This is a genomic window from Paraphotobacterium marinum, assembly GCF_002216855.1.
Lineage (GTDB): Bacteria > Pseudomonadota > Gammaproteobacteria > Enterobacterales > Vibrionaceae > Paraphotobacterium > Paraphotobacterium marinum.
The window spans coordinates 1-26,731 of the sequence record NZ_CP022355.1 but is presented as its reverse complement, the minus strand read 5'-3'; the positions used below and the strand labels follow the sequence as shown (position 1 = coordinate 26,731).

Below are 26,731 nucleotides of genomic sequence, written 5' to 3'. Positions count from 1 at the left end.
CTAGTTTAAAATCCGCCTCCGGTAAAGAGACTACTGGTTTGATTCATTTGATTGATAATATTGTTCATTTGAGAAAATTGGACAACATAACGATCAAATAAACTGTTATAGGTGTCTTCAAGCCTAAATTGACGATCCTCTATTCTTTCAATCGTTAATCGAAAAAATTCTTTACGACTGGCAAAGGCAGAGTTGTTAAAACTCAATAAACTATTTAGCGTATCATCGAGAGAATCAATAAAACTATTTGGTCCGAGAAATAATTCATCTAAATCGACATTACCGTTATTTAAGGCATCATTAAATTTAGCGCTATTAAGAGATAAGCTTCCTTTTTCATCAAACTCAACCCCTACATTGAAAAGACGTTCGCCATTAAAACTTCCACGGAAAATATTATTGATTTGATTGGTTACATTTCTGACAAGTGAGTCACCAGCAAGAATACCTCTTCTTTCATTTTCATTTCCAGTGGCTGTATATTGACCGATGGTTTGAAGGACTGAGTTGTAACTGTCGACTAAATCTTGAACTTTCTGTGTTGTTGCATCTGGATCGTTTGCAATAGTCACATCAACTGGATCCGATGAAATACTTTCAACAGTGATGTCATATCCCGGAACTAAATTATTAAAAGTGTTCGTGCTACTGGTTAAAAGTTGAGCTCCAGCCCCTGGTGTCCCAATTTGAATCGATGCATCCTGAGCGGATTGAATTTCAGTACTAGGAGCATTGTTTACAGTAAAATTGTTCGCGGAGCCGGTTTCACTCTCAAGAATTAATTGATAGTTTCCATTATTACTTATAATACTGGCTGAAACATTGGTGTTTTTGTTTTGATCATTATTAAAATCAGCAAGCTGATCGAGGATATTGCTGATATCACCAGAAAGAATGAGGTTGTCTGAAGAAGTATCTTGTTGAATATTAATGGATAAAGAAGAGGCTAGCGGCGGAGTCAGTGAGACTAAATTTTGTTGAGAGGATGCTTTAGAGGTCACCACAAAACTTAAATTAGTCGCAAAGTTAGAATTAGTCGAGCCATTACGTTGGACAGTGAGCACAGAATCGTCAGAAGATGAGGCTGTTTGTTCTTGAAAGTTGGACTGAGACTTGAACTGTGAAACGGCATCTTGAAACGTTTTTAAACTTGATTCAATTTCGTTAACAGCATTTCTTTCTGTCAATATATCATTGAGATTTCTTTGGTATAAGGCTCGAAAAGGCTGAGTTTCAGCTGTAGCTAATTGATTGGCTATTGTGGTTGGGTCAATCGTACTCATATTACATCCTTATGATTATCTAATTAATAATAAGCAAAATAAATGCCATGATTAAAAACTCATAAAATCAAATACTTAATGATTAAATGGGCAAATAATTTCCGTTCATTAACATGTCGGAAGCGCATACCAAATATATTAAACGACCATTTAAGCTTTAGAATTAAAAAAACCTCCTAAAAGGAGGTTTTGTAAGCAATTGAACTCTATTATCTCAATAAAGATAATGCTAAACCTGGAAGCTGGTTCACCTGACCTAAGACCTGGGTTCCAGCCTGCATCAGTAGCTGGTTCTTAGTTAAATTCGCGGTTTCAACTGCAAAATCTGCATCAGTAATACGACCTTTGGATGCGGAAATATTTTCACCCATATTTTGTAAATTTTTAATCGTACTATCAAGACGGTTAATAGTCGCACCAAATTCAGCTCGAACCGCCCCTAAATCTCCTACCAGGTTTGCTAGAGGACCATTATTTCCTTGTCCATTGGTTCCCTGCACCAAATCCATGACATCCTGAGCAGTTGCCTGGTCTGAAATAGTAATGTTAGCTAAATCTGTTATTACTTGATCAACGTTATCTACTTCAGTCGCTGCATTAAATCGAAGGGTTTCTTCAGTGGTTGAACCAATTTGAAACACAACGTCCCCTGGCGTTGCTGTTCCAGTACCACCAGGAGGGATTGGTAAAGGTACAGGACCGTTTCCTCCAAAAATACCACCATCATTAGTGGCTACTCCTTGAGAAAACAAATTCACACCACCAAAGTTAGTGGTATCGTAAGTTTGTCTAAGCTGCTCAACAAGTTGACTTACTTCCGCGTCAATTGCAAGAAAATCATCAGGTCCATTAATTCCATTTGCTGCCTGAGTTGCTAAATCATTAATTCGATAAGCAATGTTCGTCATTTCATCAAAAGCACCCTCGGCGGTTTGAAGCAATGAAATACCATCATTTGCATTTCTTTCTGCAACTTTCATCCCTCTAGTTTGAAGCTCTAAACGATTTGAAATTTGTAAACCTGCCGCATCGTCCGCTGCAGAGTTGATTTTATAACCAGTACTTAAACGAAGCATAGCTTGTTCTACCATACTATTTGTATTGGTTAGTGTATTTTGTGCAACTAATGAAGCAAAATTCGATTGCAAAGATAGTGCGGCCATAATGTGTTCTCCTAATCATCATATTATGTTCAAGTGTATTTAACGACACCTTATTTTTGAAAATTAAATTCTTATTTCAATATTTAAATAAAATTGCACTCGATCACAAAAATAAAAGAGATGAATTATTTTAAAAAACACATATTGATTTAACTATAGAGGCGATGGAAAGGATCTAAATGGTTACAAGCAGGATAGTCTTTAATAAATCCAAAGTAGAAGGAGCTTCCTTTTAATTTAAATTCATTCAGCGTTTTAGAGGAATCGATTCGGCCGACCACAAAAGGAAGATTATGTTTTTGAAGTCTTTTTAAAAAAGTATGTTGAAGATTTTCATCAATTTCTTGATTGGGTTGTAAAATAAATTTGACCAAATCGGGTAGTTGGATATAAAGAACGTCTAAAGGACTATATTGATAGTCTAATTCATACCAAATTTCTTCAAAGTGATTTTTTAAACTATTAATATTAAATTGAAAACTAATTTCACTAAAGTTTTCTTTCGTAATTTGCACAGATGGAATAATCTGTGCAAGGTATTTGCCATGAAACATTCTAAGTTGGCTCAAAAGATATTTACAATTTGGCCAAGCCAATGTTTCAAGGCGAATAGGGACTACTCTTTTAATGTTTGGCAAATCAAACTTATACTTTTCATAAACTTGTAAATCTTTTATGGCGATATAAAGACTCAGTAAATCAAAACTGCACAAAAATGATGGGCTTAGATTTAACTTAAATGGACTTTGTACGGCTTGTTGGTCCATCCTAAGGGTCAAATGGTAGTAGCGAACTTCATGAGTGTCCATTTTTCGGATGGCTTGAGAGGCATGGCAACATTTTGAATAATTTATATTATTCAATAAGGTAACTTCATCATTATTTTTACCTTTTTGAGGCAATAATTGATAGATATAACGCTCAACTTGTTCAATTGTCTTTAATTTATCCAAGGTTTCCTACCACATTTATTTGATTGTTATCAGGTATTTCATTATATGAAAGTACAATTAAACCTTTAGCAAAAGATCTGGCATATCGTGAAATTAATGGTCGTAATTGTGGGATAACTAACAAAATTGGTGTCAAACCTTTTTGCTTTAATTCATTTTTTATAAAGGGTAAAAGTTCTTGAAATTGCTTTAAAATATTGGGTTCAACAGGAAAACTATCCAAAGAAATAGGGGTATTATTGGCTTGTGCTTGTTGAAGCGCACCTAAAAGTAAATTTTCAAGCTCTGGCGCCATGGTATAAACATCAATATTTTTTTGTTGCCATTTAAAAGATGTATGAGCGTTCTTTTTAATGCGCATCTTATATCGGATGCAATTAAAAGCGGATCTTTCGTTGTTTCAAAGCTCTCTAACATTGTCGTTGCAATTGTTCGAATATCTTTAATTGGAACTTGCTCTGTTAATAAGTAACGAATTATTTTTAATTCCATATTGATATCGATCGATGCAGAAAGTTTCTCGGCAAGTTTCGGCGCTTGTTGAGCCAATCTTTGATTCAAATGCTCCACGTCATCATGCTCAAATAGTTCGGCAAGATGATTTTTCAGCACTTTACTCAGGTGTGTAGAAATAACGGTCGTATCATCTACGACACTGTAACCAAAATTAATTGCTTTAGATTTATCATCTGGATTAATCCAAGTAGCCGGAAGTTGGTAAGCGGGATCTTTTGTTACCAGCCCATCTATAGTTCCAAATGTTTCGCCACTCGAGATAGCCATTAATTTGTTAGCTTCGATTTGTCCACTTTCAACCGTTTCACCGTGAATGGAGATGGTATATTCTGAAGGTTTAAGGTTGAGATTATCTTTTATACTGACCTCAGGCACCAAAAAACCAACGTATTCAGATAACGTTTTTCGGACACCTTTGATACGTTGAAGAAGAGGTGCTCCAGAATCATGACTTACCAAGGGGACCAGTCGAAAACCCAATTGTAACTCTACACTATGGGTATAAGGAATCTCTTCCCAAGTAAGAAGCTGATTTTTTTGAGCTTGCGCTGCTTCTTCCAATGCATCTAAGTTGGTATTGCTATTTCTAATTTGGGCTCTTTTAATTTGCCAACCCGCAAAGAACAGTGCAGCTGAAAAACTAAAAAAAGCAATGAAAGGCATGCCTGGAACAATGCCAATGACCAGCATAATCCCTGCAACTGTATAAAGAACACTAGGTGATGCCAGTAGTTGTTTTTTCATTGATTCAGACATATCGACGTCTGTGTCATTTACCCGCGTCACAATAATTGCAGCTGATGTAGCTAATAAAAGAGATGGAATTTGTGCAACCAATCCATCTCCAATGGTTAATAATGCATACGTTCTAAATGCATCTCCCATTGAAAGATTATATTCGAAAACACCAATACAAATACCGCCAATGAGGTTGATAAAAAGAATTAATAAACCGGCAATAGCATCACCTCTGACAAACTTGGATGCACCATCCATAGAGCCGTAAAAATCTGCTTCACTCGCTATATCTTTTCGTCGAGCCTTTGCTTCTTTTTGATCAATTAAACCTGCATTTAAATCGGCATCAATGGCCATTTGTTTTCCGGGTAGGGCATCTAAAGTAAATCGAGCGGAAACCTCCGATATACGTTCCCCACCTTTGGTGATCACGATAAAATTAATGATCATTAAAATAGCAAAGACAACCATACCGACAACGTAATTGCCACCAATAACTACGCTACCAAATGCCTCAATGACTTTACCTGCCGCATCAGGTCCACTATGACCATCTAAAAGGACAACTCGGGTTGAGGCAACATTTAATGTTAAGCGCATTAATGTCGCTATAAGCAAAATAGTGGGAAAAATAGAAAAATCTATGGGCCTTTTAGTTGTGGTGGCTATTAACAAGACTAAAATTGATAAAACGATATTGAACGTAAATAATGTATCTAAGAGCCATGGTGGCAAAGGCAATATGACCATGGCTAGAATTGATAAGATTAAAAAAGGGATGCCCAAATATATTTGATGTTTATTTTTTGCTTTTGTAAACCAACTGAACATAGGCCATCCTTAATATCTAAGTTTTTGATCAATATGAAAAACAGGTAAATCTAAGGGTTTGTTTCCTTTACCTTCTCGATATGATTTAAGTTGTAAAATGTATGCGAGTATGTGTGCAACTGCCGTAAATAATTGATTAGGAATTTTTTGCTCTAAATGAGTCGTATGATAAATAGAGCGAGCAAGTTGTGCTGATTGGATCACTTCAACAGCATTTGCTTTGGCAATTTTTTGAATATAAAGGGCAGTTTCATCAATTCCTTTGGCAACTACATACGGAGCATCGGTAACACTGGGATCATATTTTATAGCAACCGCATAATGGGTTGGGTTTGTGATCACAACATTTGCATCTGGGACAGTTTTATTAATTTGACGTCTGGCAAACTGTTGTTGAAGTTGTCTTATTTTTTGTTTAACTTCGGGTTTACCATCATTTTGCTTCATCTCTTCTTTTACTTCATGCTTTGTCATTTTTAATTGTTTATTATGCTCATATTTCTGGTATGGAATATCGAGGATGCCGACAATAATGAGAACAGCTCCCATCATTAAAATACCTGTTAAAAACATTTCTAACACAAAAATGATGCCTTGAATAAGAGGCATCCTTTGTGTAGCAATGAGCTCACTGATATGAGACGCTAAATATAAATATAAAATAGTTGCAATTAGAGACACTTTAATAATGGATTTAATCAACTCTGCGAGCGATTTCGAAGAAAACATTCTTTTGAGGCCCTTAAATGGATTTAACTTTTCTGTTTTAAAATGGACGTTTTTAAAATTAAAAATCCAGCCACCTATTATTAAATTACCAAGTAAAGTCGCAAAGAATATGACAATAAAGATTGGTATTAATAAATCAATTAATAACCCTAAACTTTCCCCGAAAAATTCAAAAGCACGCCAGGGACTGTTCAAATCATCCTTAGTAAACTGAAAATTTAAACCAAAAATAGCTTTTAAACCATCATAAATACGTTGTAATTGTATAAAAAAATAACCGCCAACTATGATGAAAATTAAGGCTGTTACAAACTCTTTTGCTCGGACTGTTTGGCCTTCACGTTTGCTTTTTTGCTGTTTGTGGGGCGTGGCTTTTTCTGTTTTTTCTTGTGCAGGCTGGTCACTCATTTATGGAGCCCCCTGATTATAATAGGTCAGCCAATCTAATGTCTGAACCACAAAATCATTATATTTACTCGGGATATTACTTGCCGATAGTAGCATGCTAAATAAACCAACTAACATCGTCATTGGAAAACCTAGAGCAAAAATATTAAAGCTGGGAGATACGCGGTTCATAATACCAAAAGCAACATTTGTTAAAAGCATACAAATAATGGTTGGAAGAGCCAGTCCCAGAGCAGCGGAAATTGTCCAGCCAAAAATTTTTAAAATTAAAGTAAGGCTATTATCAGTAATTCCAGATCCAATAGGCCAAATTTGGAAACTGTTGACTAAAATTTGAATGACAAGAAGGTGTGCATCCATGGATAAAAATAAAAGAGTACAAAAAATAAGAAAAAGACGACTGATAATGGGCACACTCATCCCATTGACCGGATCATTCATGACCGCCATTGCAAGACCCATTTGAAGTGAAATCATTTGTCCGAGCATGGTTAAAGTGGTAAAAAGAAGATGCAGGATCAACCCAAAGAAAAAGCCCCATAAGATTTGTTCTAAAGTGAGATAAAGTGCTTGTAACGAGAGGGGCTCTATTACAGGCATGGTTGGCACAAAAGGATAAACTAAAAAAGCCAAACAGAGAGTTAAACCGATCCGAATACGTACTGAGATGAGCGCATCACCAAAAAAAGGCATCGATAAAAGAACAGCCCCAATTCTAACAAAGGGCCACCAAAAGGCTCCCCATAAACTTGTTATTTCAGCACTTGTTATAACAATATTCATCCAATCATTCCAGGAATTGTCATGAATAGCTGATTAAAAAAAGACATTAACTTTTCAAAAAACCAATGACCACAAAAAATTATCATTAAAAAAGTTACGATAAGACGGGGCAGAAAACTTAAGGTTTGTTCATTAATTTGTGTTGCTGCTTGAATGATAGCAATAATCAAGCCTACTATAAGACTGGGTACAATAATAACAGAGACGATAATTATAATGAGCCACATGGCTTGGGAGATTAAATCTACTACATTCTCTGGAGTCATAATCGGTCCTATCCAAAGCTTGCAGTCAAGGAGCCAACCGTCATTGACCAACCATCGACTAAAACAAATAAAATAATTTTAAAGGGAAGAGAAATGATAAGAGGTGACAACATCATCATACCCATGGCCATCAAAATTGAAGCAACAATTAAATCAATTATTAGAAATGGAATAAATAACATAAACCCTATTTGAAAAGCAGTTTTGAGCTCACTTATGACAAAAGCAGGTAACAGAACTGAAAAGGATATATCTTCTGCTTTTTGATTTAATGGCTCTTTTGCTATTTTGAGCATTTGCTCTAAGGAAGATTTATGCGTTTGTTTGAGCATAAAATCTCGTATGGGCTTTTCTGCAACACCAAAAGCTTGAACTAATGTAATATTACCTTGATCGTATGGAGTGAAGGCCTCGTTATATATTTTTGTCCATACTGGACGCATGATTAAAATAGTCAGAGCTAGAGCAATTCCAACTAGAATTCGATTCGGCGGACTTTGTTGAAGTCCCAAAGCTTGCCTTAAAATAGCCAGTACCACAATAATTCGAGTAAATGAGGTTGTCATGAGAATAAAGGCAGGAATGAAACTCAGTGCTGTCATCAAAAGTAAGATTTGAAGTTTAACACTATATTCCTGTTGAGTGTCACCATCTGTAACGGTTAAAATATTTAGCCCGGAAGTGCTAGTTTCGGCATACAGCGAGCTAGAAAAGAACCATATTCCTATAGTTATAATGATCTTCCATGATGTGAGCATATTTAACTTTCCAAGTCATCTAAAGAATTGTCGTTGATTTGTGTTATACGAAGTCCATACTTATCATTAATAATGACGACTTCGGCATGCCCTAATAAAGTGCCATTAACCTTTACATCTAACGGTTCCCCATTAATTTTATCTAACTCAATCACACTACCTTCTGCAGCATTCATCAAATCTCCAAGAGGGATTGTTGCACTGGATACTTCTAAAGTAACCGTAACGGGAATGTTTTTAAAAAAATTGATATTTTTTTTGGAGATATTTAAGTTAGGAGATTCAGAGTTTTGTTCGATTTGTAAATCATCAAAATTTAATTCTGCATCGTCAAAATTTAAGGCATCATCATCAAGGTTTAATTTTTCTTCATCATTAGGGTTCATAATCAGCTCCTTTCTTGTTGTATTACGATAATTAATTGTTTATCTTTTTCTACGATTTTTCCTTCAAATAGTTGCGAAGAACCTACATGTATGGGAATTGAACTAAATAAGTCAGTTTCGATGATGTCATTTTCTTTTAATTTTAAAACATCACTAAGCTTCATAGATTTTTGTGTTAAGGTCGCAGAGACCTTAATAGGTATGGTTTCTAAATTTTTATGAAGGCATTGTATGATTTTTTCACGTGGCATTAAAATATCTGTTTCTTTCTCTAAAACACTTATTATTTTAGAATCTAAAAATACAACCATTTGATCCTGTAATTGTTCACATTCAATATTAAAGGTTATTTTGAGTCCTAAACCAGTGTCAGCTTTGGGCTTAGATACCTCCCACATATCTTTGGGAGCTATGTATGAAAGTAAAACTTTAGTAATTTTCTCTTGGAATCTCAAATCACTGTTTGTGATAGGTGCATTGCTAATACGAAAAACATCGGACTGATAAAAATGATCTGAAAAAAACAAGAGTACTTTTTTAGACATGTAACCTGAAGCAAAACCTTGAAGCTGATGTTTAAGGTAAGATGGTGAGTGGGTTAAAAAATTGAGTATATCGGACTGATGTTCAATTGTGATTTCATCCACGGATACGTTAATGGTTTGATTTAAACTTTGTTTTATATCTTTTTTGATACTCGGTCTTTCTGTATTAAATATGGTTATTAATTTGTTTTTTATAATATGTATTGAATGTCCGAGATATTCATTTTGAAGTTTAGGTAGTTTTTTTTCTTTATCATCCAAGATTATTTTGCCCATTTTAGCACATCCAATTTTAAGTAAAGTTAATGTGTTGTTTACATTTTACAAAAATAAAACTTAATTGTTTTGTTATAAAAAAATATTTGTGAGTGATTTCTATATCGTTTATTTTTTTTAATTGAATTTGTGATTCTCTCTGAAAGAATTTACTAAACAATTACAAAACATAATAAAATATAGTTTATTTTCAAAAATGTGCTTAATGGTATTTTTTAAAATGTGTACGGGTAAAAAATGTCAAAATATTGACAGATTTGCATCAAGTTTAAATTTAAAAAAATATATAAATGTCAATAACTTGACACATTAATTTGCTAAAAAAATTAGGTATATATTAAATTATCTACTAGAGTTAAATTTACGCATTTTGTGAATGGTTTTTCATAAAACAGGAGTTGAATTTTAATATGTTCAATTTTAGAAGGAATCTTTTTTTATTAGTTTTTTTTATGATTCCAAAATTAGCGCAGGGCGTGACTTATCAAACACCACTCGACTTGGTTAAGTGGGAATTTAAAGGCTCAAAGTTTTACTGTGAGCTTTATACAAATGTCGAACGATTTGGACAAATCAGCTTTAACTTGGAACCCAACAAACCACTCGCACTTGAAATGAAAACCTATAATCCTTTAAAAAATGCATCCTATATCATACTTTATTTAATGCGGCCATCATGGAATGAAAGTTTAACGCTTGAAGAAATTAAACGTGAGACTCTTCGAAAAAGTAGAATTATATATGAATCGCGAAATGAAATAACAAGGCTAATAGATCAAATGGGCAAAGGAAATTGGATGAGTTTGATTTTTTTTGATACCAAAGCGAAGGAGCTTTTCAGAGTAAATATATCAAATATTCATTTAATTAACTCGTTAAATCAGTTTAATAACTGTCGCAGAAATCTACCTAAACTGGGATATAAAGATGTTCGCGATTTAGTATTAAACTATTCTTCTGGCCAAAAAAAACTCAGCAGTAATCAAAAAAACACCTTAAATAATTTAATTGATTATCTTGAAGCGGATAATCAAATTGAAAAAATATTAATTGATAGTCATACAGACAATATTGGTAATGCTATAGCAAACTTGCAATTGTCTAAAGAGCGTGCTGATGATGTTGCAACCTATTTAATTGATTATGGGGTTAGTAAGGACTTATTAGAAATTAGAGCTCATGGAGATCGTTATCCAATCGCTAAAAATAATACTAAAAAAGGTCTATCTATTAACAGAAGAGTAACCATTCGTGTTTTGAAAGATTGGTCAAAATCAGATGAGAAGTTGAGGTAATATATGGATATAGGTGTTTATATTTCTGAATTATCTAAATCTAGTCAGAATATAATAAAAATTATCTCTGAAAATGGAGTAGATATTTATCCAATAAATGAATTAGGTTTATTAAAATATCCTCCTCAAAAGTCAATTGTCTTTATTGATTTGACCATTAATGCAAATGAACATCTCAAATGGATGTCACTGAATAAAGTAAAAGAAAATTCATATAATGTTATAGTTATTACACCAAGAAATTCGGAGCTTGTTGCTCAAGCGATGCATCAAGGTGCAATTGACTATTTACATCCTCCTTTTTCAATACAGCAAATAAAAAACATCTTAAATAGGACTTTCGAGCATTTATCGCCAGGGAAAATGATGATCGCTTCATCATGGAAAAGCAAACAGGTATTACAGCTAGCTCAGAGAGCAGCAAATACTGATGCTACTATATTGCTAACAGGTGAATCTGGAACCGGTAAGGAAGTGCTTGCAAAATATATCCATCAATACTCATCAAGAAGAGATGAACCTTTTATTTCAGTTAATTGTGCTGCGATTCCTGAAACAATGTTAGAGGCTATTTTGTTTGGACATCTTAAAGGTGCTTTTACTGGAGCTATTCAAAACCAAAAAGGTAAATTTGAAGAAGCACAAAATGGTACATTATTACTAGATGAAATAGCTGAAATGAGTTTAACGTTGCAAGCTAAGTTATTAAGAGTACTTCAAGAAAAAGAGGTAGATAAAATTGGCTCAGGCAAGCCTATTAAATTAAATGTAAGAGTCATTGCATCCACGAACAAAGATCTGAGGCAGGCCGTTAAAGACAATAAATTTAGGGAGGATTTATATTACAGACTAGATGTTCTTCCCATTCAGTGGCTCCCATTAAGAGAGAGAAAAGAAGACATTATTCCATTGGCATATTATTTTATAGAAAAGTATGTTGAAGAAAATGAAGTTTGTGAATTATCAAGAGAATCAGAATCTTTACTCACTGAGTATCATTGGCCTGGGAATATTCGTGAATTAGAAAACACCATCCAAAGAGCAATTATTTTAAGACATAGTGCAGAAATTTATCCAGAAGATTTAAATCTTCCCATTGCCTCTATTTCCATGAATTCGAATCCAGTGGAAACCGATTGCATACAATCACAAGTTGTCAATTCAAAAAAATTAGTAGAGTTTAGATATATCCTAGATGAGCTGAAAAAATCAAAAGGTAATAGAACAATTACTGCAAAGTCACTTGGGATATCCACAAGAGCTTTAAGGTATAAACTTGCAGATATGAAATCCAAAGGTATAGATATTAACTTTAAGAATCAAGTTCTTTCTTAGATGGAGGTTATAATGGAAAAAATTAATCCTGCTTTTTTGAATCATTTATCTCAAATGAACCAAATAAAGAGTCAAATCTCAGAGAATAATTTGGCTTTAATAGGATCTACCCAAAACAACCAAATTCAATTTAAAGATATTATGTCTCAGGTATTAAATAATGTGAATGACCATCAAAAATTCGCATCATCTAAAGTCACTGCCATTGAAACTGGAAAAAGTGATGATTTAGTTGGCGCTATGATTGCAACACAGAAGGCAAGTTTATCTTTTTCGGGGTTAATGGAAGTCCGAAATAAACTTGTGACTGCTTTTGAAGAAATTTATAAAATGCCGGTTTGATTATGAGCGAAAATATTGTTAGAGATGCAAATCACCTACCAAAGGGTAAAGCTGAATTGAATGTTTCTAGAAGATTTCAATCAATGAAAGTTAAGTTGAAAGAAATTTGGAACAGCCAACAAAGAAATTTATTCATTTCCGCAATTATTGCAGCAATAGTGGCTGCTATTATTGTCATGTCGCTTTGGAGTGCAAGTGATACATTTAGACCTTTATATGGAAGCAGCGAGCGTTATGAAAATAGTGAAATCATCAATATTCTTGATGGAGAAGGTATAAAATATCGTTTAGATAATAATACTGGACAAGTTTTAGTGAATGAAAATGATATTTCACAAATTAGGATGCTTTTAGCAGCAAAAGGGATTAAAGCCCAACTTCCTTCTGGATTAGAAACTTTAGATAATAGCTCTTCATTGGGCACAAGTCAGTTCATAGAAAATGCAAAATATCGACATGGACTCGAAGGAGAATTAGCTAAAACAATAATGTCTTTATCCATGGTTACAAATGCTAGAGTTCATTTAGCTATACCCAAGGAAACATTATTTGTCAGACAAAGTACCGAAACACCTACCGCATCAGTCATGGTGCAATTAAAAGCTGGACAAGAATTAAAGCCTGAGCAAGTTGAATCTATTATTAACTTAGTATCTGGAAGTGTAAACCGTTTGAGTCCGAATAATGTTTCAGTAGTTGATCAATATGGAAGACTTTTAAGCTCTGATATCACAAGTGAATCATTCTCCAAGTTAAGCTCTAAATATATTAACTACCAAAAACAAGTAGAAAAAGAAGTTATTAAAAGAGCTTCTGATATGTTAACTCCCATTTTAGGAATGAGTAACTTTAGGGTCCAAACTACAGCCGATATTGATTTTAATAAAACAGAAGAAACCCGTGAACAAATAGATCCTGATCCAGTCGTACAATCCGAACAAAGTGTGAATGATAACTCTATTGATAAAATAGCAATTGGAATACCAGGATCGCTCAGTAATCAGCCTCCTGTTACTCCCAATACTGAACAGGAAAACAACGATAATAAAAACACATCAGAGAGGAGTGAGTTAAATCGTCAGTACGCACTGGGTAAAAAAGTTACTTTTACTCAATACCAACAAGGACAAATTAATTACTTAAACGTTGCTGTGCTTTTGAATTCAAATAGCGCACCAAACGGAGAAGCATGGACCCAACCCCAATTAACAGAAATTAAAAATATGGTTGCTGAGGCAGTTGGAATATCTAATGCTAGAGGTGACAATATAAGTATCCAAACTTTTCCTTTTACCGCTATGAGCATACCACAAGAACCTATCATACCCTGGTGGCAGGATGCATCATTACATAAACCTATGCGATATTTAATTGGAGGTATTTTAGGACTTGCAATGATTTTCTTTGTCTTAAAACCATTGATTAAGCATTTCACGCGTCTTGATAATTCTGCGAGAGAGTTGGACGTTGCAGAGGAATACGATTCTAATTTGCAAACTAAAGAAGAAATTGAACGTCAAAAAGAATTAGATAGAAGATTAAAAGAACAAGGTATTAATAGAGATAATACAACAAAGTTTTTACCACCGGTTGGTTCCCCATTGGAAGTTCAGCTCCAACATTTGGCTTTAATTTCTAAGGAAGAACCTGAAAAAGTAGCAGAAGTTTTAAAGCAATGGGTAAAGAGAAATGACTAAACAAAGCAATTTTAGTAATGTAGAAAAAACAGCTTTAGTATTGTTGGGAATGGGAAATGAAGCTGCTTCTGAAGTTTTAAAAAAATTTAGCCAAGATGAAATAAAGAGCATCACCCATAAAATGTCCCGTCTTCAAGGCATTAAAATGGAAGATGCAAAAGTGGTTATTGAAAGTTTTTTTAATGATTTTAGTGAACATAGTGGAATATCAGGAGCTTCAAAGGATTATTTGACTCAAACTTTAAACAATGCATTTGGAAAAAATGCTGCAAAAGGTCTTCTTGCTGATATTTACGGAGATGAGATTAAGGAACAAATGGAACCATTAAAGTGGGTCGATCCTAAATCAATTGCCCACTTCATTTTAAATGAGCATCCTCAAATCCAAGCGATTTTTCTTGCGCATATGCCATCAGAAAGATCTTCATTAATATTAAAGTACATGCCAAATGAATTGCAAGATGAAGTTATTATTAGGATAGCTAAGCTAAAAGATATTGAACATGAAGTGATTACAGATTTAATAGAGTTGGTTGAAAGAGCAGTTGTTAACTTTTCCAAAACAACCTCAAAAAATATTAAAGGCGTTAAATATGCTGCTGATATTTTGAATCATTTTGATGGTGATAGAAATAAAATAATGGAGACACTTAAATCTCATGATGAAAGAATTGTTCATGAAATAGAAGAAAATATGTTCGCATTTGTAATTTTAGAACGTCAAAGTGATAAAGTTCTAAATCGTTTAATTCAAGAAATAGACTTAAGTCTATGGTCTGTTGCCTTCAAAGGATGTGATAGTAGTTTGGTTTCTAGAATTAAAGAAGTGATGCCTGAGAGGACGGTTGAAACTTTAGAAGATGAAATGGAAAGAAAAGGTGCTGTGCCTCTTAGTAAGGTTAATAAAGCACGCGAAGATATAATGAATAAAGTACGTGAACTTTCCGACAATGGAGAAATTGATTTATCCTTATATCAAGAGGAAACGGTAGAATGAGTGAAATTTCAAAGAATGTTAAATCTTATCTTTTTCCCAAAAGTCAAACTTCACATAATAATGATGGTTTTGAAGAAGTATCAGAACAATTCATTCATGATTCTGAACTCATAACTCTTAAAGAAGAGGCGCATAAAGAAGGTTTCAGCAAGGGATATGAGAGCGGTAATTTAAAAGGTTTTGAGCAGGGTACAATTCAAGGAAATAAAGAAGGTTATCAAAAAGGTTATGCGAACGGAGAACAAGAAGCTCATGCAAATCTGAATGATATCATTCAAGTTGTTACTGAAATTAAAGAAAAATTATCAGAGCTACACATAAAAAAAATAAAAGGCAGCAACAAGAGCTTTGTGATTTAGTATTAAGTATTGCACAAAAAGTCATTCAAGCTGAGCTGACACTTCAGCCACAACAAATATTAAAATTAGTTGAAGAAACGATTGATACAATGCCTGATGATCATTTGCCCATTCAAATTTTATTAAATCCTAATGTACTTAAGCGCATTTCGCAAATACAGCCTAATATTCCAGAGAAATGGAAGTTATTGCCAGATGAATCTTTAGATGAATGTTCATGTAAATTGGTCAGTGAAAGTAACGAAGCCAACATTAATTATAAGGAACGTCTAAAAAGCTGTATTGATTCCATAAACGAAAATATAAAATCTAGTTAAAGATATTTGGAGTCAAAGTTGATAGATATTCTTAAATACCAACAAGCAATTGATGAAGTTCGAAAAATCCCTGTAGCTAAAATTATTGGAAAAGTAATTAAGGTCCAAGGATTAATCTATCATGCGAAAGGTTGTAAGTTTAAATTAAACGAAGTTTATTTTGTTGAAAATTCAGAAAATATCAGAATACAAGCTCAAGTTGTCGGGTTTGATCATGACACAGCTTTTTTAATGCCTCTTGATTTGTTAGATGGTATTTATTCAGGTGCTAAAATTTATCGCTCAAAAATTAATTTAGAAAATCGTCTATGTACCAATTGGTGTGGAAAAGTAATTAATGGTTATGGTGAAGTGATTTCAGAAGCTGCTCATAAAAATATTTATGTTGACTTTAAGCCTCAAAAGATTAATCCATTATTGAAAAAAACTGTATCAAATATTCTGGATGTAGGTATCAAAAGTATTAATGGGTTATTAACAATTGGTACTGGACAAAGAATTGCTCTAATTGCCGAAAGTGGGGTCGGTAAAAGCACGCTAATTGGCATGTTAGCAAAACAAAGTAATGTCGACATAGTGATAATTGCTCTAATAGGAGAGCGAGAAAGGGAGGTGAAGGATTTTGTTGAATCCACACTAGGAAAGGATGGATTGCAAAGATCCATTGTTATTGCTGCTCCAGCAAGTGAATCGCCATTATTACGAATGAAAGCAGCTGAACTCGCTCATAATATAGCTGTTTACTACAGAGATTTAGGGATGAATGTTTTACTTTTAATGGATTCTTTAACTCGATATGCTCAATCTAAAAGAGAAGTTGCCTTGAGTCTTGGAGAAATGCCTGTTTCTCAGGGTTACCCAGCATCAGTCTTTGCATCCATTTCTTATTTATTAGAAAAATCTGGTAATGGTAGTGAAAGCTCGGGTTCCCTGACGGCCATATATTCGTTGTTAAGAGAGACAGGAGATGTATCCGATCCAGTTGTTGATGCGTCTATCAGTATTTTAGATGGACATATTTTTTTAGATAAAGAATTAGCAATGAATGGACAATATCCCGCAATAAATATTATTGAGTCAATAAGCAGATGTATGCCATCTATTGTAAAAGATGAACATATGGAAATGAGTAATTTATTTAAAAGGCTCATGGCTAAATATTATAAAAATAGAGATTTAATTACTTTAGGTGCATATAAAGCAGGAGAGGATGAGGAGTTAGATAAAATATTAAAATTTCAAAGTTATTTTGATGCTTTTTTTAATCAAAAATCATGTGATTTTTTTTCTTATGAGCAAACTTTTCAGCTAATGGTGGAACTATTAGCTAAGTTTCATTTTAAACGAAAGAACTCTATGACGGATACATTATGAATTATAACGAGAAAATACTACAAATTCAGTTGTATCAAAAAATTAATGGCATGGATTTTTCAAAATTAAATCATTTAGTTAAAATAATTAATTACAAAATAAACAAAGAACATCAAAATCTTGAGTTTTTAAGAAATTATGGAGTTAATCTTCATTTAAACTTGAATGAAAGAGAACATCACTTTAATGCTTTGAATAATGGCTTCTATAAATATCAGGTTTTGCATAATATAAATGAGTGCTACAGTAAGATTGGACAATTAGAGATTGAACAAAATATTATCAAAAATAAAATGAATAAGATGATAAAAAAGCAGAAAGTTTTAAATGCAAAAATGAAGAGTTTGAGTTTACAAAATAAAAAAAGACTTAAAAGTGCGGAAAGCAATAATCAAGTCAATTTTTTTATATGTAATTATTTTTTTGAATGATTTTCAAAAACCAGAACTTTGTGTTCAATGTATCTAAAGATCATGGAAAATATTCCATTAACGGTTAAGTAGAGAGCCCCAGCAATGCCAAAAACAACAAGGGTATCATAAGTCTGAGCATTTATTCTTTGAGTGTAACCCATTAAATCCATTATCGTAATAGTACTAACTAAAGAAGTGCCTTTAAATACAAGTATTACCTCATTTGAATAGGCTGGTATTGAACGTTTTATTGCAAAAGGTAATAACAATTTTATTGATTGATACTTTGTCATACCCAAGGCACTACAAGAGTCCCATTGACCTTTTGAAATAGCATTAAAGGCGCCTTTAAATAGTTGCGAAGTATATGCGCTAGTATTTAATGAAAGTGCTAGTATGGCACAATACCACGGCTGACTTAGCCATGGCCAAATAAAACTTGACTTGATCCAATCAAATTGAGCTGGTCCATAATAAATCAAGAAAATTTGTACCAGAAGAGGTGTACCCGTAAATACAATAATAAAGCCATTAAGTAAACTTTCAAGTATGGGTGTTTTTTTTATAATAACAATTGTAATGATTATTGCTAAAACAAACCCCACAAAGATAGAAATGAAAGTTAATTCAATACTAGTGATTAGTCCTGAAAGCATCTGAAAAAAAAGTTGATAGGTCATACATAAAACTCCATATCTAAGATCCTTGAAGACTATATTTTTTTTCTATTTTATTTATTAAACATTTAGATATAAAGCTAATAAATAAATAGATAACAGCAACAATTGCATACCAATTGAAGCTTTGTTGCGTAGCCGTAGCAATAAGTTGAGATTGTTTTAATAATTCAGTTACACCAATTAATGATACAAGTGCAGTGTCTTTTAATAGCACAAGCCATTGATTTGTTAGACCTGGAATAGCATGTCGAATGGCTTGTGGTAAAATAAAATAAAAGAAGATTGAGGTTTTTTTAAACCCCAATGATAAAGCTGCATTTTTTTGGCCTATTGAAACTGCTTTTAATGCACCTCTGATAGATTGAGATGCATAAGATGCGAAGATTAAAGATAAAGCAATTGTCCCAGACCAAAAAGGACTTAATTCAATATATACTCCAGTTAATAAATAGATAAGTTCAGTTAACCCAAAAAAAATAAATAAAATAATTAACATTTCTGGGAGACCTCTTATCATTGTGACAAAAAGGAAAGTTGGCCATTTAATGATTTTATAGGGACTGAACTCAAGTCCCGTAAAAATCAACGATAGAATTAGTCCAATCAAAAGACTAGATAATGCAATCTGGATAGTAATCCAGGTTGCATTTAATATGATGGGTGCATAATCAAAAAGTATCATTGTTTAAAATACTTATCATAAATTTTTTGATATGTGCCATTAGACTTGATGGTCGCAAGCGCTTTGTTTAGTTGATTTAATAATTTTGTGTTTGATTTGTTGACGGCAATACCCAATCCATTACCAAAATAATTTTTATCAGTTACCTTATCTCCCACAATATGAAGTTTATTATCTTTCTTAAGCCATTCGTTTAATACGGCAGTATCTCCAAAAACAGCCTCGATTCTTCCATTTTTTAAATCAATCAATGCATTTTGATAACTGTCATAGGGCACAGTTATAATATCTTTTAAATTTTCATTAATGTATTTTTGATGCGTGGTACCATTTTGCACACCAACACGTTTCCCTTTAAGGTCATTTATAGATTTATCTTTTGGGTTTATCGCAATGAATTCTGCTGCATTGTCGTAATAGGGATCACTAAAACTTACTTGTTTGCTTCTTTCAGCGGTGATATCCATAGCTGATATTGCTGCGTCATAGCGATTAAATTTGATAGCAGGAATTAAACTATCAAAAGATTGATTTGTAAATGTACATTTGGCTTTAATTTGTGAACATAATGCTTTAGCAATATCAATGTCAAAGCCAATAATTTCACCTTTTTGGTTTGTATACTCAAATGGAGGATAGCTTGCTTCTGTAGCAAATTTTATGGTTTGCGAAGCAAATGCCGTTGAAGATAAAAATAAACTTAGGATTAAAAATATTTTTTTCATAAAGCTTCCTTTTTTAGTTTGTAATTACATATTAAGATAATGCTTGAATTTTTCAGTCTGAGGGTTATTAAATATAGACTGATCTCCATATTCGATAACTTTGCCATCCTCAAGGTATAGCACATGAGTTGCTATTTTTTTCGCAAATTCAACTTCATGTGTCACAATAATTTGTGTGATTTCTGTATGCTTTAAATCATTGACTATTTTCACGACTTGATTGGTGATTTTTGGATCTAACGCAGCTGTAGGCTCATCAAATAAAAGAACATCTGGCTCCATCATTAAAGCACGCGCAATTGCAACTCGTTGTTGTTGACCGCCAGATAAGAGTAGAGGCCAACTGTCTAATTTATCCTGAATTTCTAGTTGTGTTAGGAGCTCTTTTGCTTTAATTCTTGCATCTTTTTTATTTTGCTTGAGTACTTTTATGGGTGCAGCAGTTAAATTATCTAGGACTTTCAAGTGTGGCCATAAGTTATATTGCTGAAAAACCATCCCTACTTTTTTTCTGAGAGAAATTTTTTGTTCTTCATTGATCTTCTGTTGGAAATTGAATGACTGGCCAGATATTTCAAGTTCTCCATCTTGTGCCAATTCAAGAAGATTCAATGTTTTCAATAAGGTACTTTTACCTGAACCACTGGGTCCCAAAATGACAAGTACATCTTTAGGAAAACATTTAAAATTGATGTTTTTTAAAACCTCAAAAGAGCCGTAACTTTTACTTAAGTTTTTAACTTCTAATTCCATCTTGTAATTTATTATGATTAAATATTACAAGTATGGTATACAAATTACATTTTTATGCAATATTTTTTCATAAAAAAAATATACTGTTTTTGGTAGAAGAAGTTTTTGGAATAGCGTAAAATTAAAAAAGTGTTAGTTTTATTTATATATCACTTGTTTAGATACAATTTATTCTAAAGAAATAACTGATTTTCTTTCTATTAATTTCGGATATATATGAATTGTTCCAGCTTCGCTAGTTTCCTTCTCTTGAACTTTGTTTATTAATAGTTCTATGGCTTTAACGCCAAGTTCAGATTTTGGTTGAGCAATAGTCGTTAAGGGTGGATTGTAATATTTAGCATAAACGATATCATCATAGCCTATTATTGAAAATTCTTTTGGAATAACAAATTCTAAATCAGTAAGTTTACTTATCAGTGCCATTGCCATAGCATCGTTGAAACAAAAAATAGCGGTAGGCTTTTGAGGCATTTCATTAATTATTTGTGCAGTTGAAATACCCGAATCAAATTCAAAATTTCCATGAAAAATCCATTCATCTTTGATTTCTAAGCCTGATTCAAGCATCGCTTTTTTAAAGCCTAAAAATCTTTGATTTGAGATATGTTTATCTATGCCACCAGTTAAACAACCAATTTTCTTATGTCCTTTGTTAATTAAATATTGTGTGGCTAAAAAGCCACCTTCATCAGAGTTATCTTGTATTTTATTGAAATTTATCATGCTATTAGCCCAATCCATGATAACTAGCGGAATGGAGAACTTTTTAAGATAATTAATAAGTTCATTGTCTACTTCAGAACACATAACTAATATGCCATCAACTCTTTTTTCAGATAACATTTGAATATGATTTTTATATTTCTCTTTTGAATCGCCTGTATTGCACAGAGTAATTGTATAACCTAAATTGTAACTGTAAGACTCTATGCTATGAATAACCTCTGAGAAAAATGCATTTGAAGAATCAGTTACAAGTATTCCTAATGAACGTGTAACATTAGATTTTAAACTTCGGGCAACAGCACTGGGAGCATAATTAAGTTCTTCAATAGATTCCCATACTTTCTTAGTGGTTGCTTCTGCAACAAATCTAGTTTTATTAATAACATGAGAAACAGTTGTTGTAGAAACACCCGCTAATCTCGCAACATCTTTAATAGTGGCCATTGGTTGTTCTTTTATAAGGTAATCGTTTGCGTAATATATTATATCTGAAGAAATACGTTTCTCAAGTTATTAAAATATTTTATTTTTTTTGAAAGCCAATTGAGTTCAGCAAACAAGAATTTTGCACTCGAACTAAAAAACACATTAATTTTATCGACTTATCAAGATATTAGTTTAGACAATTGCTCCAAATTTTTTAGCGATTCTCCACAACATAAAAGAGATTATTTTTCAGGAATTAAATTAAGTAAAGTGTTAAGAAAAATAATTTATGAAGGTCCTTTAGGAAGAAACTTTGCTAAGCAATACCTTCATTTTCGCTATGTTTATTTAAAGAAATTATACTCTCAATTATACTCGCACTCTTTTTCAGTAAACTTTACAAGTGTATCAAATAGGTTTTGGCCTATTTTTTCTTGTTCATGTAAAATCTTTTTTAAATGTTTTTCCTGCGTCAATGGATTTGCTAGTACTACTCTAAAAACATCCATTGTATAACCATACTGGTAGTTAAATAATTTTGTTCTAGAAACAAATGAATTACCATTTTGTTTCTGTTTTTCTTGGATTTTAACATTTAAATCATTAATTTTTGTATGAATATAATCATTATTATCTCTATTAATTAATTTTTGTATTTTATTAGGGAGATACCTATACGTTAAAATACATAATTCAGGATGTGTTATTAATTGGAAATTTTTGCTTTCTTTGATCATTCTACTAAATTGTTTGGCTTTTTCTATACTTTCATTAATTAAAAGTTCATAACCATTGAGCCCAAAAACTTTGAAAGAAACGTAGAGCATTAAAGACATACCACTTCTTGAACCCTCAATGGAAAACCGACCCAAATCATTAGAATTTTTCCTTAAAATGTAATTTGCATGATGTGTAATATTTTTAGACAATTGTGGCTTTTTAAATAGAATCATGCCAAGTCCCATAGGGATATAAAATTGTTTATGAGCATCTACCGTTACAGAATCAGCTTGCTCAATACCTTTCAAAATATGTTTGTAGCGCGCTGAAGTCATAGTAGCACCACCCCACGCGGCATCAACATGAAAGTGGCATTGATATTTTTTTGCGATAATTGACATCGTCAGTAAATCATCTACATGTCCTGTTTCTGTAGATCCAGCAATTCCAACAATAGTGAGGACTTTGATTTGTTGACTTTCTAATTCATTCATTTTTTGCTCTAAAAGGTCAGTACGTATTTTATGATCCTTATCTGTTGGTATCGTATGAATGATATTAATACCAAGCCCAAGTATATCTACTGATTTTTTGATGGAATAATGTGCTCTTTCAGAAACAATTACTGCAAGATTTTTATAACCATAATACCTTAAAGCAGCTACAACTCCCTCAGATTGAACACCTTGGAAGTTTTTGCTTGGACCAAGAAGATTATTGCGAGCTGCCCACAATGCGGTAAGGTTAGCAATCGTGCCACCAGAACAAAAACTTCCAAGTGAAAACTGTGAGTTCAAATTAACTTCTGAATAAAAATAGTCATGATTTTGATAAATTAAATTGTGTAGCATATAAAGACAATCTAATTCCATTTTTGTAAAAGATTTTGATGTTTCAACTTTGACTAAATTTTGATTTTTTTCAGTAATCAGTTTTGCTAATTCTAGTAAAAAATTTGGTAAAGATGAAGTCATGTGTCCAATAAAATATGGAGAGGATGTAGGGGAGCAATTATCTAAAATTAATTTAAAATCCCTAATAAAATGAGAGGAGTGTACTTGACTTTCCTTTGGAATTTGATGTTTTGTATTACTATTTTTATAAAATCTTCTTCTAAACTATTTTCAATTTTATAGTTTTTATTGATGATATTTTCATGGAGATATTCTAAAGGATTTGATACTTGTTTTTTAAAAAAAATGTTTTTTAATTTTGTAAATTAATATTAATCATAATGTTTATCTATTGTATTTGCTCACATTATCAAAATTTTTTTTTGTAAAATTTATTATTTTAATTCTAAGATTAAGACAATGCTTAATTATGAACTTTCCATTATGAGAAAAAATTTTTTAATGCTTTGTTAATTATAATTTTTATTTCAGGGACAACCCATATCTTTTATATCTACTTTAATTATTTAAAGGTCTCAGCAGAAGTTGATGCATTAAAATCAAGACAGTTAGCTATAACTCAAAATAAAAACTCAAAACTAGACACTTTAAATAAGAATATGATCCACCTTCAAAGTAAAGTTGAAGAGTTAACTCGAGAATTAGATAAGTTACAGTCAGCTAAATCTTTAGCACTAAACAAACCCTCAAATAAAATTTAAACAATCATATTACATGACCTCGCTATACTTATAGAGTGAGATATGTTGCTGGCATTTAATTTTTGAATAGCTTTTTTTCTATAAGTTTGAACGGTGTGCTTAGTTAAACCCAGAATAAAACTTGTTTCTTCAGAAGTTTTACCATTTGAGGCCCAATATAAAATACTCTTTTCATTATTAGTAAGATTATCAATAATATGTTGATTATGATTTTCATTCAAAATTGTTTGTTGTCTAAATGTTTTGTCTGTACCAAATCTAGAAAATTTTAATTCATTTAATTTAGATAAAATAGTCGGAATAGAATTTTCGACTAAATCATAACAATGCTTTTTGAAAGAACCGATAGTTTTATCATAAATTTCTTGTGGTCGGTTATTTATCTTTTCTGAAGAAAAAGCCATTAAAACAATTGAGCAGTCATGATTTGTATGATAAGAAGTATATTGATGATAAAAACAATTTTTTCTAGCTTTTCTGATATTGTTGTTTGAAATATATTTTTTTGTAGAGAACAATCATTTCTAAGAATAAATTCTTTATTGTTTCTTATAGTAATATCATGGATTGTATCTGCTCTATGAAAGGCTTGATCACAATATAAGTTTTTCAGTTCTTTTGAGTTGCTAATTGCTGTAAACTGCCCATTTGGTAATAATATATATAAGTACTTTATTTATAGGACAGGGATATTTGTTCCATATACTAATGTGTTTGAATCATTTTCGCTATTTTTCATAAATGGGTACCTGCAGTGCCAGTCAAGTCCGTGGAAAAATAATAAACTTGTTATATATAGATGTCAAAAAAAATTAAAGTATGAGTTAAATCATGAAATAATTAATTGGTATTGCACAAATATATGATTTATTAATTTTTATTATTAATTAATATTTATAACTATGTAATGATTAATTATCATATAAGTGGATATTGCTAATTAAACTTAAATAATAATGGATTTTAATCGATAAGGAAAAAATCAATGAAATTTTAAACATCTTTTCAAAGTTAATTTTTTTTGGGGTATTACTTACTTCTCTATTTAGTTGCTCTCCTGAAAAAACATATGACACAAATAGAAAAACCAGATTTTACTTCAATTAATGAAATTTCGAAAAGAAAAGAAGCATTTATCCAATATTTTCTTCCTATTATCAATGAAATTAATAACAGCATTTTAAAAGATAAGAAGTTATTAAATCATATTGCGGTTTCTAATAACAACAACACATTATCTGAGAAACAAAAACAGGATTTGGGTAAATTAGAAAAAAAATATAACTTAAACGAAGGGACTTCGGATAATTCACAAAAAATTAAAGAATTAACATTAAGAATTAATACAATTCCAGTCAGTATGATAGCTCAGGCTGCTCTGGAATCTGGTTGGGGCACGTCTCGTTTTTCTATTGAAGGAAATAATTTTTTGGACAACACTGTTTTACAGCAGGTTGTGGTATCCCGGCTAAGAATGCTTCTCCAGGAACAATTAATGAAGTGACAAAATTTAGTTCCTAAACAAAGTGTAATGTCATACTTTATGATATTAAATACAGGAAGTAAGTTTAAAGAGTTTAGAATGCTACGTAATAAACTAGACGACAAGGAGTGTCTATTAATGGCAAACACTTATATCAACATTAGGTAGTTACTCAGAATTACAAAAGGAGAATATGACCAAAGGCTAAAAGTAACTATGGATGCAAATAATTTATATCAATATGATAGAAAGTAAAGCTTGATTTACACTAAAAAACAGTGTATTTTATTTTAACTTTCTAAATTACAGTGATATTAATGATTTCTAGATTTGTTATATTTGGTGATAGCCTACTTGATAAAAATAATTTTTCGTCGAATCTCAAAATTTAATTCTAAAGTATGTCCAGATGGCTTTTTTCTAATGGGCCTACAGCTCCATATTACCTAAGAGATATTTTAGAGACAAAATATGAAAAGAAATATCGATAGAAAATTATGCTATTGGTGGTGCCTTAATATCAGATAATAACCCTGCTAGACAATTTACGAAATACTCTTTTCCTATCTCTAGACAGATTAAAGATTATGCTAAAAAGCAATCATTTTCAAATAATGACTTGGTGATTATCAATGGTGGCTGCAATAACCTGTTTACTACTTTAGTAGGGGATTTCCCATATTTGCATCCTATGCTACCTTTTAAAATAACTAAAGATTATTTTTCACAAATAGAAAAATTGATTGAATTGGGTGCTAAAAACATTTTGTACTCTACTTTACCTGATATAACACTAGCGCCTTTTTTTAACTTAAAAAATATCAAAAGATAAATTGATTGTAAAATTGTAAAGAAATTTTTTCAACATAGAGTAATTCAAAATTAATAAATCAATACGAGGTAATCACATTAAATTAAAAAGTAAATTCGATGATTGTAATCTTTCGTTATTTGATTCATTTGATTTTATGAGATTATTATTTGAAACGCAGATGAGTATGGTTTTACGAACATTAATTCTGCATGTATTCATTCCCTGGGTGGATTTGATATTAAGGGACAAAAACAACTAGATGAAAGTTTGTCTATAGAGCATGATCCTGAAAGTAGCTTCTTTTGGGATTTGGTACATCCAACTACTAAAGTTTATAAAT

Annotated in this window: 27 protein-coding genes and 1 pseudogene; 11 read left to right on the top strand and 17 right to left on the bottom strand. The window is 32.0% G+C overall.

Annotated elements, in window-relative coordinates; all coding sequences use genetic code 11:
* Positions 1 to 5: 5 nt before the first annotated feature.
* From fliD to CF386_RS00095, 10 genes and pseudogenes are all read right to left on the bottom strand, one after another.
* Positions 6 to 1,283 (bottom strand): flagellar filament capping protein FliD, encoded by a 1,278-nt coding sequence (gene fliD / locus CF386_RS00140; RefSeq protein WP_089072521.1) that lies wholly within the window; start codon positions 1,281 to 1,283, stop codon positions 6 to 8.
* Positions 1,284 to 1,492: 209 nt separating this feature from the next.
* Positions 1,493 to 2,446: a flagellin N-terminal helical domain-containing protein gene (locus tag CF386_RS00135; protein WP_089072520.1), complete on the bottom strand. Its 954-nt coding sequence runs from the start codon at positions 2,444 to 2,446 to the stop codon at positions 1,493 to 1,495.
* Between the two features lie 149 nt (positions 2,447 to 2,595).
* The gene (locus tag CF386_RS00130) at positions 2,596 to 3,399 is read right to left on the bottom strand and encodes a hypothetical protein (protein ID WP_089072519.1); all 804 of its coding nucleotides are present in this window, start codon (positions 3,397 to 3,399) and stop codon (positions 2,596 to 2,598) included.
* A pseudogene (locus tag CF386_RS00125) lies at positions 3,392 to 5,403 on the bottom strand (flagellar biosynthesis protein FlhA). The gene CF386_RS00130 and the pseudogene CF386_RS00125 overlap by 8 nt, the downstream one beginning before the upstream one ends.
* Before the next feature lie 90 nt (positions 5,404 to 5,493).
* On the bottom strand, positions 5,494 to 6,621 hold the full coding sequence (flhB, locus tag CF386_RS00120; protein ID WP_089072518.1) for a flagellar biosynthesis protein FlhB: 1,128 nt from the start codon (positions 6,619 to 6,621) through the stop codon (positions 5,494 to 5,496).
* A complete protein-coding gene (fliR, locus tag CF386_RS00115; RefSeq protein ID WP_089073729.1) occupies positions 6,622 to 7,398 on the bottom strand; it encodes a flagellar biosynthetic protein FliR in 777 nt (258 codons plus the stop codon).
* A gap of 2 nt (positions 7,399 to 7,400) precedes the next feature.
* A complete protein-coding gene (gene fliQ / locus CF386_RS00110; RefSeq protein WP_089072517.1) occupies positions 7,401 to 7,670 on the bottom strand; it encodes a flagellar biosynthesis protein FliQ in 270 nt (89 codons plus the stop codon).
* Between the two features lie 8 nt (positions 7,671 to 7,678).
* Complete coding sequence (gene fliP, locus CF386_RS00105; protein WP_089072516.1) at positions 7,679 to 8,428, bottom strand: flagellar type III secretion system pore protein FliP; 750 nt, start codon at positions 8,426 to 8,428, stop codon at positions 7,679 to 7,681.
* A gap of 2 nt (positions 8,429 to 8,430) precedes the next feature.
* Positions 8,431 to 8,814 (bottom strand): flagellar motor switch protein FliN, encoded by a 384-nt coding sequence (fliN, locus tag CF386_RS00100; protein WP_089072515.1) that lies wholly within the window; start codon positions 8,812 to 8,814, stop codon positions 8,431 to 8,433.
* A gap of 2 nt (positions 8,815 to 8,816) precedes the next feature.
* A complete protein-coding gene (locus CF386_RS00095; RefSeq protein ID WP_089072514.1) occupies positions 8,817 to 9,635 on the bottom strand; it encodes a FliM/FliN family flagellar motor switch protein in 819 nt (272 codons plus the stop codon).
* A 410-nt stretch (positions 9,636 to 10,045) separates the two neighbouring features.
* On the opposite strand from CF386_RS00095, the gene CF386_RS00090 reads away from it, so the two are divergent.
* From CF386_RS00090 to CF386_RS00050, 9 genes are read left to right on the top strand one after another with little or no spacing between them, the layout of a single operon-like run.
* Entirely contained in the window at positions 10,046 to 10,930 is an 885-nt protein-coding gene (locus CF386_RS00090) for a MotY family protein (protein WP_089072513.1), read from the top strand.
* A gap of 3 nt (positions 10,931 to 10,933) precedes the next feature.
* On the top strand, positions 10,934 to 12,265 hold the full coding sequence (locus tag CF386_RS00085) for a sigma-54 dependent transcriptional regulator (protein ID WP_089072512.1): 1,332 nt from the start codon (positions 10,934 to 10,936) through the stop codon (positions 12,263 to 12,265).
* A 12-nt stretch (positions 12,266 to 12,277) separates the two neighbouring features.
* Positions 12,278 to 12,607 carry a flagellar hook-basal body complex protein FliE gene (gene fliE, locus CF386_RS00080; RefSeq protein WP_089072511.1) on the top strand — a complete coding sequence of 110 codons (330 nt, stop codon included), beginning with the start codon at positions 12,278 to 12,280 and terminating at the stop codon, positions 12,605 to 12,607.
* Between the two features lie 2 nt (positions 12,608 to 12,609).
* Positions 12,610 to 14,304, top strand: a complete 1,695-nt coding sequence (gene fliF, locus CF386_RS00075) for a flagellar basal-body MS-ring/collar protein FliF (RefSeq protein ID WP_089072510.1) — start codon at positions 12,610 to 12,612, stop codon at positions 14,302 to 14,304.
* Positions 14,297 to 15,301: a FliG C-terminal domain-containing protein gene (locus CF386_RS00070; RefSeq protein ID WP_089072509.1), complete on the top strand. Its 1,005-nt coding sequence runs from the start codon at positions 14,297 to 14,299 to the stop codon at positions 15,299 to 15,301. The genes fliF and CF386_RS00070 overlap by 8 nt, the downstream gene beginning before the upstream one ends.
* Positions 15,298 to 15,660 (top strand): FliH/SctL family protein, encoded by a 363-nt coding sequence (locus CF386_RS00065; protein WP_089072508.1) that lies wholly within the window; start codon positions 15,298 to 15,300, stop codon positions 15,658 to 15,660. Before CF386_RS00070 ends, CF386_RS00065 begins: the two co-directional genes overlap by 4 nt.
* Positions 15,603 to 15,977 carry a FliH/SctL family protein gene (locus CF386_RS00060; RefSeq protein WP_089072507.1) on the top strand — a complete coding sequence of 125 codons (375 nt, stop codon included), beginning with the start codon at positions 15,603 to 15,605 and terminating at the stop codon, positions 15,975 to 15,977. Before CF386_RS00065 ends, CF386_RS00060 begins: the two co-directional genes overlap by 58 nt.
* Positions 15,978 to 15,995: 18 nt before the next feature.
* Positions 15,996 to 17,351 (top strand): FliI/YscN family ATPase, encoded by a 1,356-nt coding sequence (locus CF386_RS00055; RefSeq protein WP_158522256.1) that lies wholly within the window; start codon positions 15,996 to 15,998, stop codon positions 17,349 to 17,351.
* Positions 17,348 to 17,782, top strand: coding sequence for a hypothetical protein (locus CF386_RS00050; RefSeq protein ID WP_089072505.1), 435 nt, complete (start codon positions 17,348 to 17,350; stop codon positions 17,780 to 17,782). The genes CF386_RS00055 and CF386_RS00050 overlap by 4 nt, the downstream gene beginning before the upstream one ends.
* Here the strand turns inward: CF386_RS00050 and artM are convergent.
* The 6 genes from artM to panP all read right to left on the bottom strand — a co-directional run bounded on the left by artM (position 17,767) and on the right by panP (position 23,555).
* Positions 17,767 to 18,444 carry an arginine ABC transporter permease ArtM gene (gene artM, locus CF386_RS00045; RefSeq protein ID WP_089072504.1) on the bottom strand — a complete coding sequence of 226 codons (678 nt, stop codon included), beginning with the start codon at positions 18,442 to 18,444 and terminating at the stop codon, positions 17,767 to 17,769. The two genes, CF386_RS00050 and artM, sit on opposite strands and share 16 nt — an antisense overlap.
* 16 nt (positions 18,445 to 18,460) lie before the next feature.
* The gene (locus tag CF386_RS00040) at positions 18,461 to 19,126 is read right to left on the bottom strand and encodes an ABC transporter permease subunit (protein ID WP_089072503.1); all 666 of its coding nucleotides are present in this window, start codon (positions 19,124 to 19,126) and stop codon (positions 18,461 to 18,463) included.
* Positions 19,123 to 19,851, bottom strand: coding sequence for an arginine ABC transporter substrate-binding protein (locus tag CF386_RS00035; protein WP_089072502.1), 729 nt, complete (start codon positions 19,849 to 19,851; stop codon positions 19,123 to 19,125). The genes CF386_RS00040 and CF386_RS00035 overlap by 4 nt, the downstream gene beginning before the upstream one ends.
* Before the next feature lie 24 nt (positions 19,852 to 19,875).
* Positions 19,876 to 20,604 carry an ATP-binding cassette domain-containing protein gene (locus tag CF386_RS00030; RefSeq protein ID WP_089072501.1) on the bottom strand — a complete coding sequence of 243 codons (729 nt, stop codon included), beginning with the start codon at positions 20,602 to 20,604 and terminating at the stop codon, positions 19,876 to 19,878.
* A 168-nt stretch (positions 20,605 to 20,772) separates the two neighbouring features.
* Positions 20,773 to 21,777: a substrate-binding domain-containing protein gene (locus CF386_RS00025; protein WP_089072500.1), complete on the bottom strand. Its 1,005-nt coding sequence runs from the start codon at positions 21,775 to 21,777 to the stop codon at positions 20,773 to 20,775.
* A 347-nt stretch (positions 21,778 to 22,124) separates the two neighbouring features.
* Positions 22,125 to 23,555, bottom strand: a complete 1,431-nt coding sequence (panP, locus tag CF386_RS00020) for a pyridoxal-dependent aspartate 1-decarboxylase PanP (protein ID WP_089072499.1) — start codon at positions 23,553 to 23,555, stop codon at positions 22,125 to 22,127.
* 284 nt (positions 23,556 to 23,839) lie between these two features.
* On the opposite strand from panP, the gene CF386_RS00015 reads away from it, so the two are divergent.
* Positions 23,840 to 24,094, top strand: a complete 255-nt coding sequence (locus CF386_RS00015) for a hypothetical protein (protein WP_089072498.1) — start codon at positions 23,840 to 23,842, stop codon at positions 24,092 to 24,094.
* Here CF386_RS00015 and CF386_RS00010 read toward each other — a convergent pair.
* The gene (locus tag CF386_RS00010) at positions 24,091 to 24,612 is read right to left on the bottom strand and encodes a helix-turn-helix transcriptional regulator (protein ID WP_089072497.1); all 522 of its coding nucleotides are present in this window, start codon (positions 24,610 to 24,612) and stop codon (positions 24,091 to 24,093) included. The two genes, CF386_RS00015 and CF386_RS00010, sit on opposite strands and share 4 nt — an antisense overlap.
* A gap of 551 nt (positions 24,613 to 25,163) precedes the next feature.
* Between CF386_RS00010 and CF386_RS00005 the strand changes: the two genes are divergently transcribed.
* On the top strand, positions 25,164 to 25,598 hold the full coding sequence (locus CF386_RS00005; RefSeq protein WP_089072496.1) for a glucosaminidase domain-containing protein: 435 nt from the start codon (positions 25,164 to 25,166) through the stop codon (positions 25,596 to 25,598).
* Positions 25,599 to 26,731: the final 1,133 nt, after the last annotated feature.

Coding starts and splice junctions, on each gene's coding strand:
- CF386_RS00065 (WP_089072508.1), top strand. CDS start 15,298: ATGAGTGAAATTTCAAAGAATGTTAAATCTTATCTTTTTCCCAAAAGT.
- CF386_RS00095 (WP_089072514.1), bottom strand. CDS start 9,635: ATGGGCAAAATAATCTTGGATGATAAAGAAAAAAAACTACCTAAACTT.
- CF386_RS00040 (WP_089072503.1), bottom strand. CDS start 19,126: ATGATACTTTTTGATTATGCACCCATCATATTAAATGCAACCTGGATT.
- flhB (WP_089072518.1), bottom strand. CDS start 6,621: ATGAGTGACCAGCCTGCACAAGAAAAAACAGAAAAAGCCACGCCCCAC.
- fliP (WP_089072516.1), bottom strand. CDS start 8,428: ATGCTCACATCATGGAAGATCATTATAACTATAGGAATATGGTTCTTT.
- CF386_RS00005 (WP_089072496.1), top strand. CDS start 25,164: ATGACACAAATAGAAAAACCAGATTTTACTTCAATTAATGAAATTTCG.
- CF386_RS00035 (WP_089072502.1), bottom strand. CDS start 19,851: ATGAAAAAAATATTTTTAATCCTAAGTTTATTTTTATCTTCAACGGCA.
- fliE (WP_089072511.1), top strand. CDS start 12,278: ATGGAAAAAATTAATCCTGCTTTTTTGAATCATTTATCTCAAATGAAC.
- CF386_RS00085 (WP_089072512.1), top strand. CDS start 10,934: ATGGATATAGGTGTTTATATTTCTGAATTATCTAAATCTAGTCAGAAT.
- CF386_RS00025 (WP_089072500.1), bottom strand. CDS start 21,777: ATGGCCACTATTAAAGATGTTGCGAGATTAGCGGGTGTTTCTACAACA.
- CF386_RS00030 (WP_089072501.1), bottom strand. CDS start 20,604: ATGGAATTAGAAGTTAAAAACTTAAGTAAAAGTTACGGCTCTTTTGAG.
- artM (WP_089072504.1), bottom strand. CDS start 18,444: ATGACCTATCAACTTTTTTTTCAGATGCTTTCAGGACTAATCACTAGT.
- CF386_RS00050 (WP_089072505.1), top strand. CDS start 17,348: ATGAATTATAACGAGAAAATACTACAAATTCAGTTGTATCAAAAAATT.
- fliD (WP_089072521.1), bottom strand. CDS start 1,283: ATGAGTACGATTGACCCAACCACAATAGCCAATCAATTAGCTACAGCT.
- fliF (WP_089072510.1), top strand. CDS start 12,610: ATGAGCGAAAATATTGTTAGAGATGCAAATCACCTACCAAAGGGTAAA.
- CF386_RS00135 (WP_089072520.1), bottom strand. CDS start 2,446: ATGGCCGCACTATCTTTGCAATCGAATTTTGCTTCATTAGTTGCACAA.
- CF386_RS00070 (WP_089072509.1), top strand. CDS start 14,297: ATGACTAAACAAAGCAATTTTAGTAATGTAGAAAAAACAGCTTTAGTA.
- fliQ (WP_089072517.1), bottom strand. CDS start 7,670: ATGACTCCAGAGAATGTAGTAGATTTAATCTCCCAAGCCATGTGGCTC.
- fliN (WP_089072515.1), bottom strand. CDS start 8,814: ATGAACCCTAATGATGAAGAAAAATTAAACCTTGATGATGATGCCTTA.
- CF386_RS00090 (WP_089072513.1), top strand. CDS start 10,046: ATGTTCAATTTTAGAAGGAATCTTTTTTTATTAGTTTTTTTTATGATT.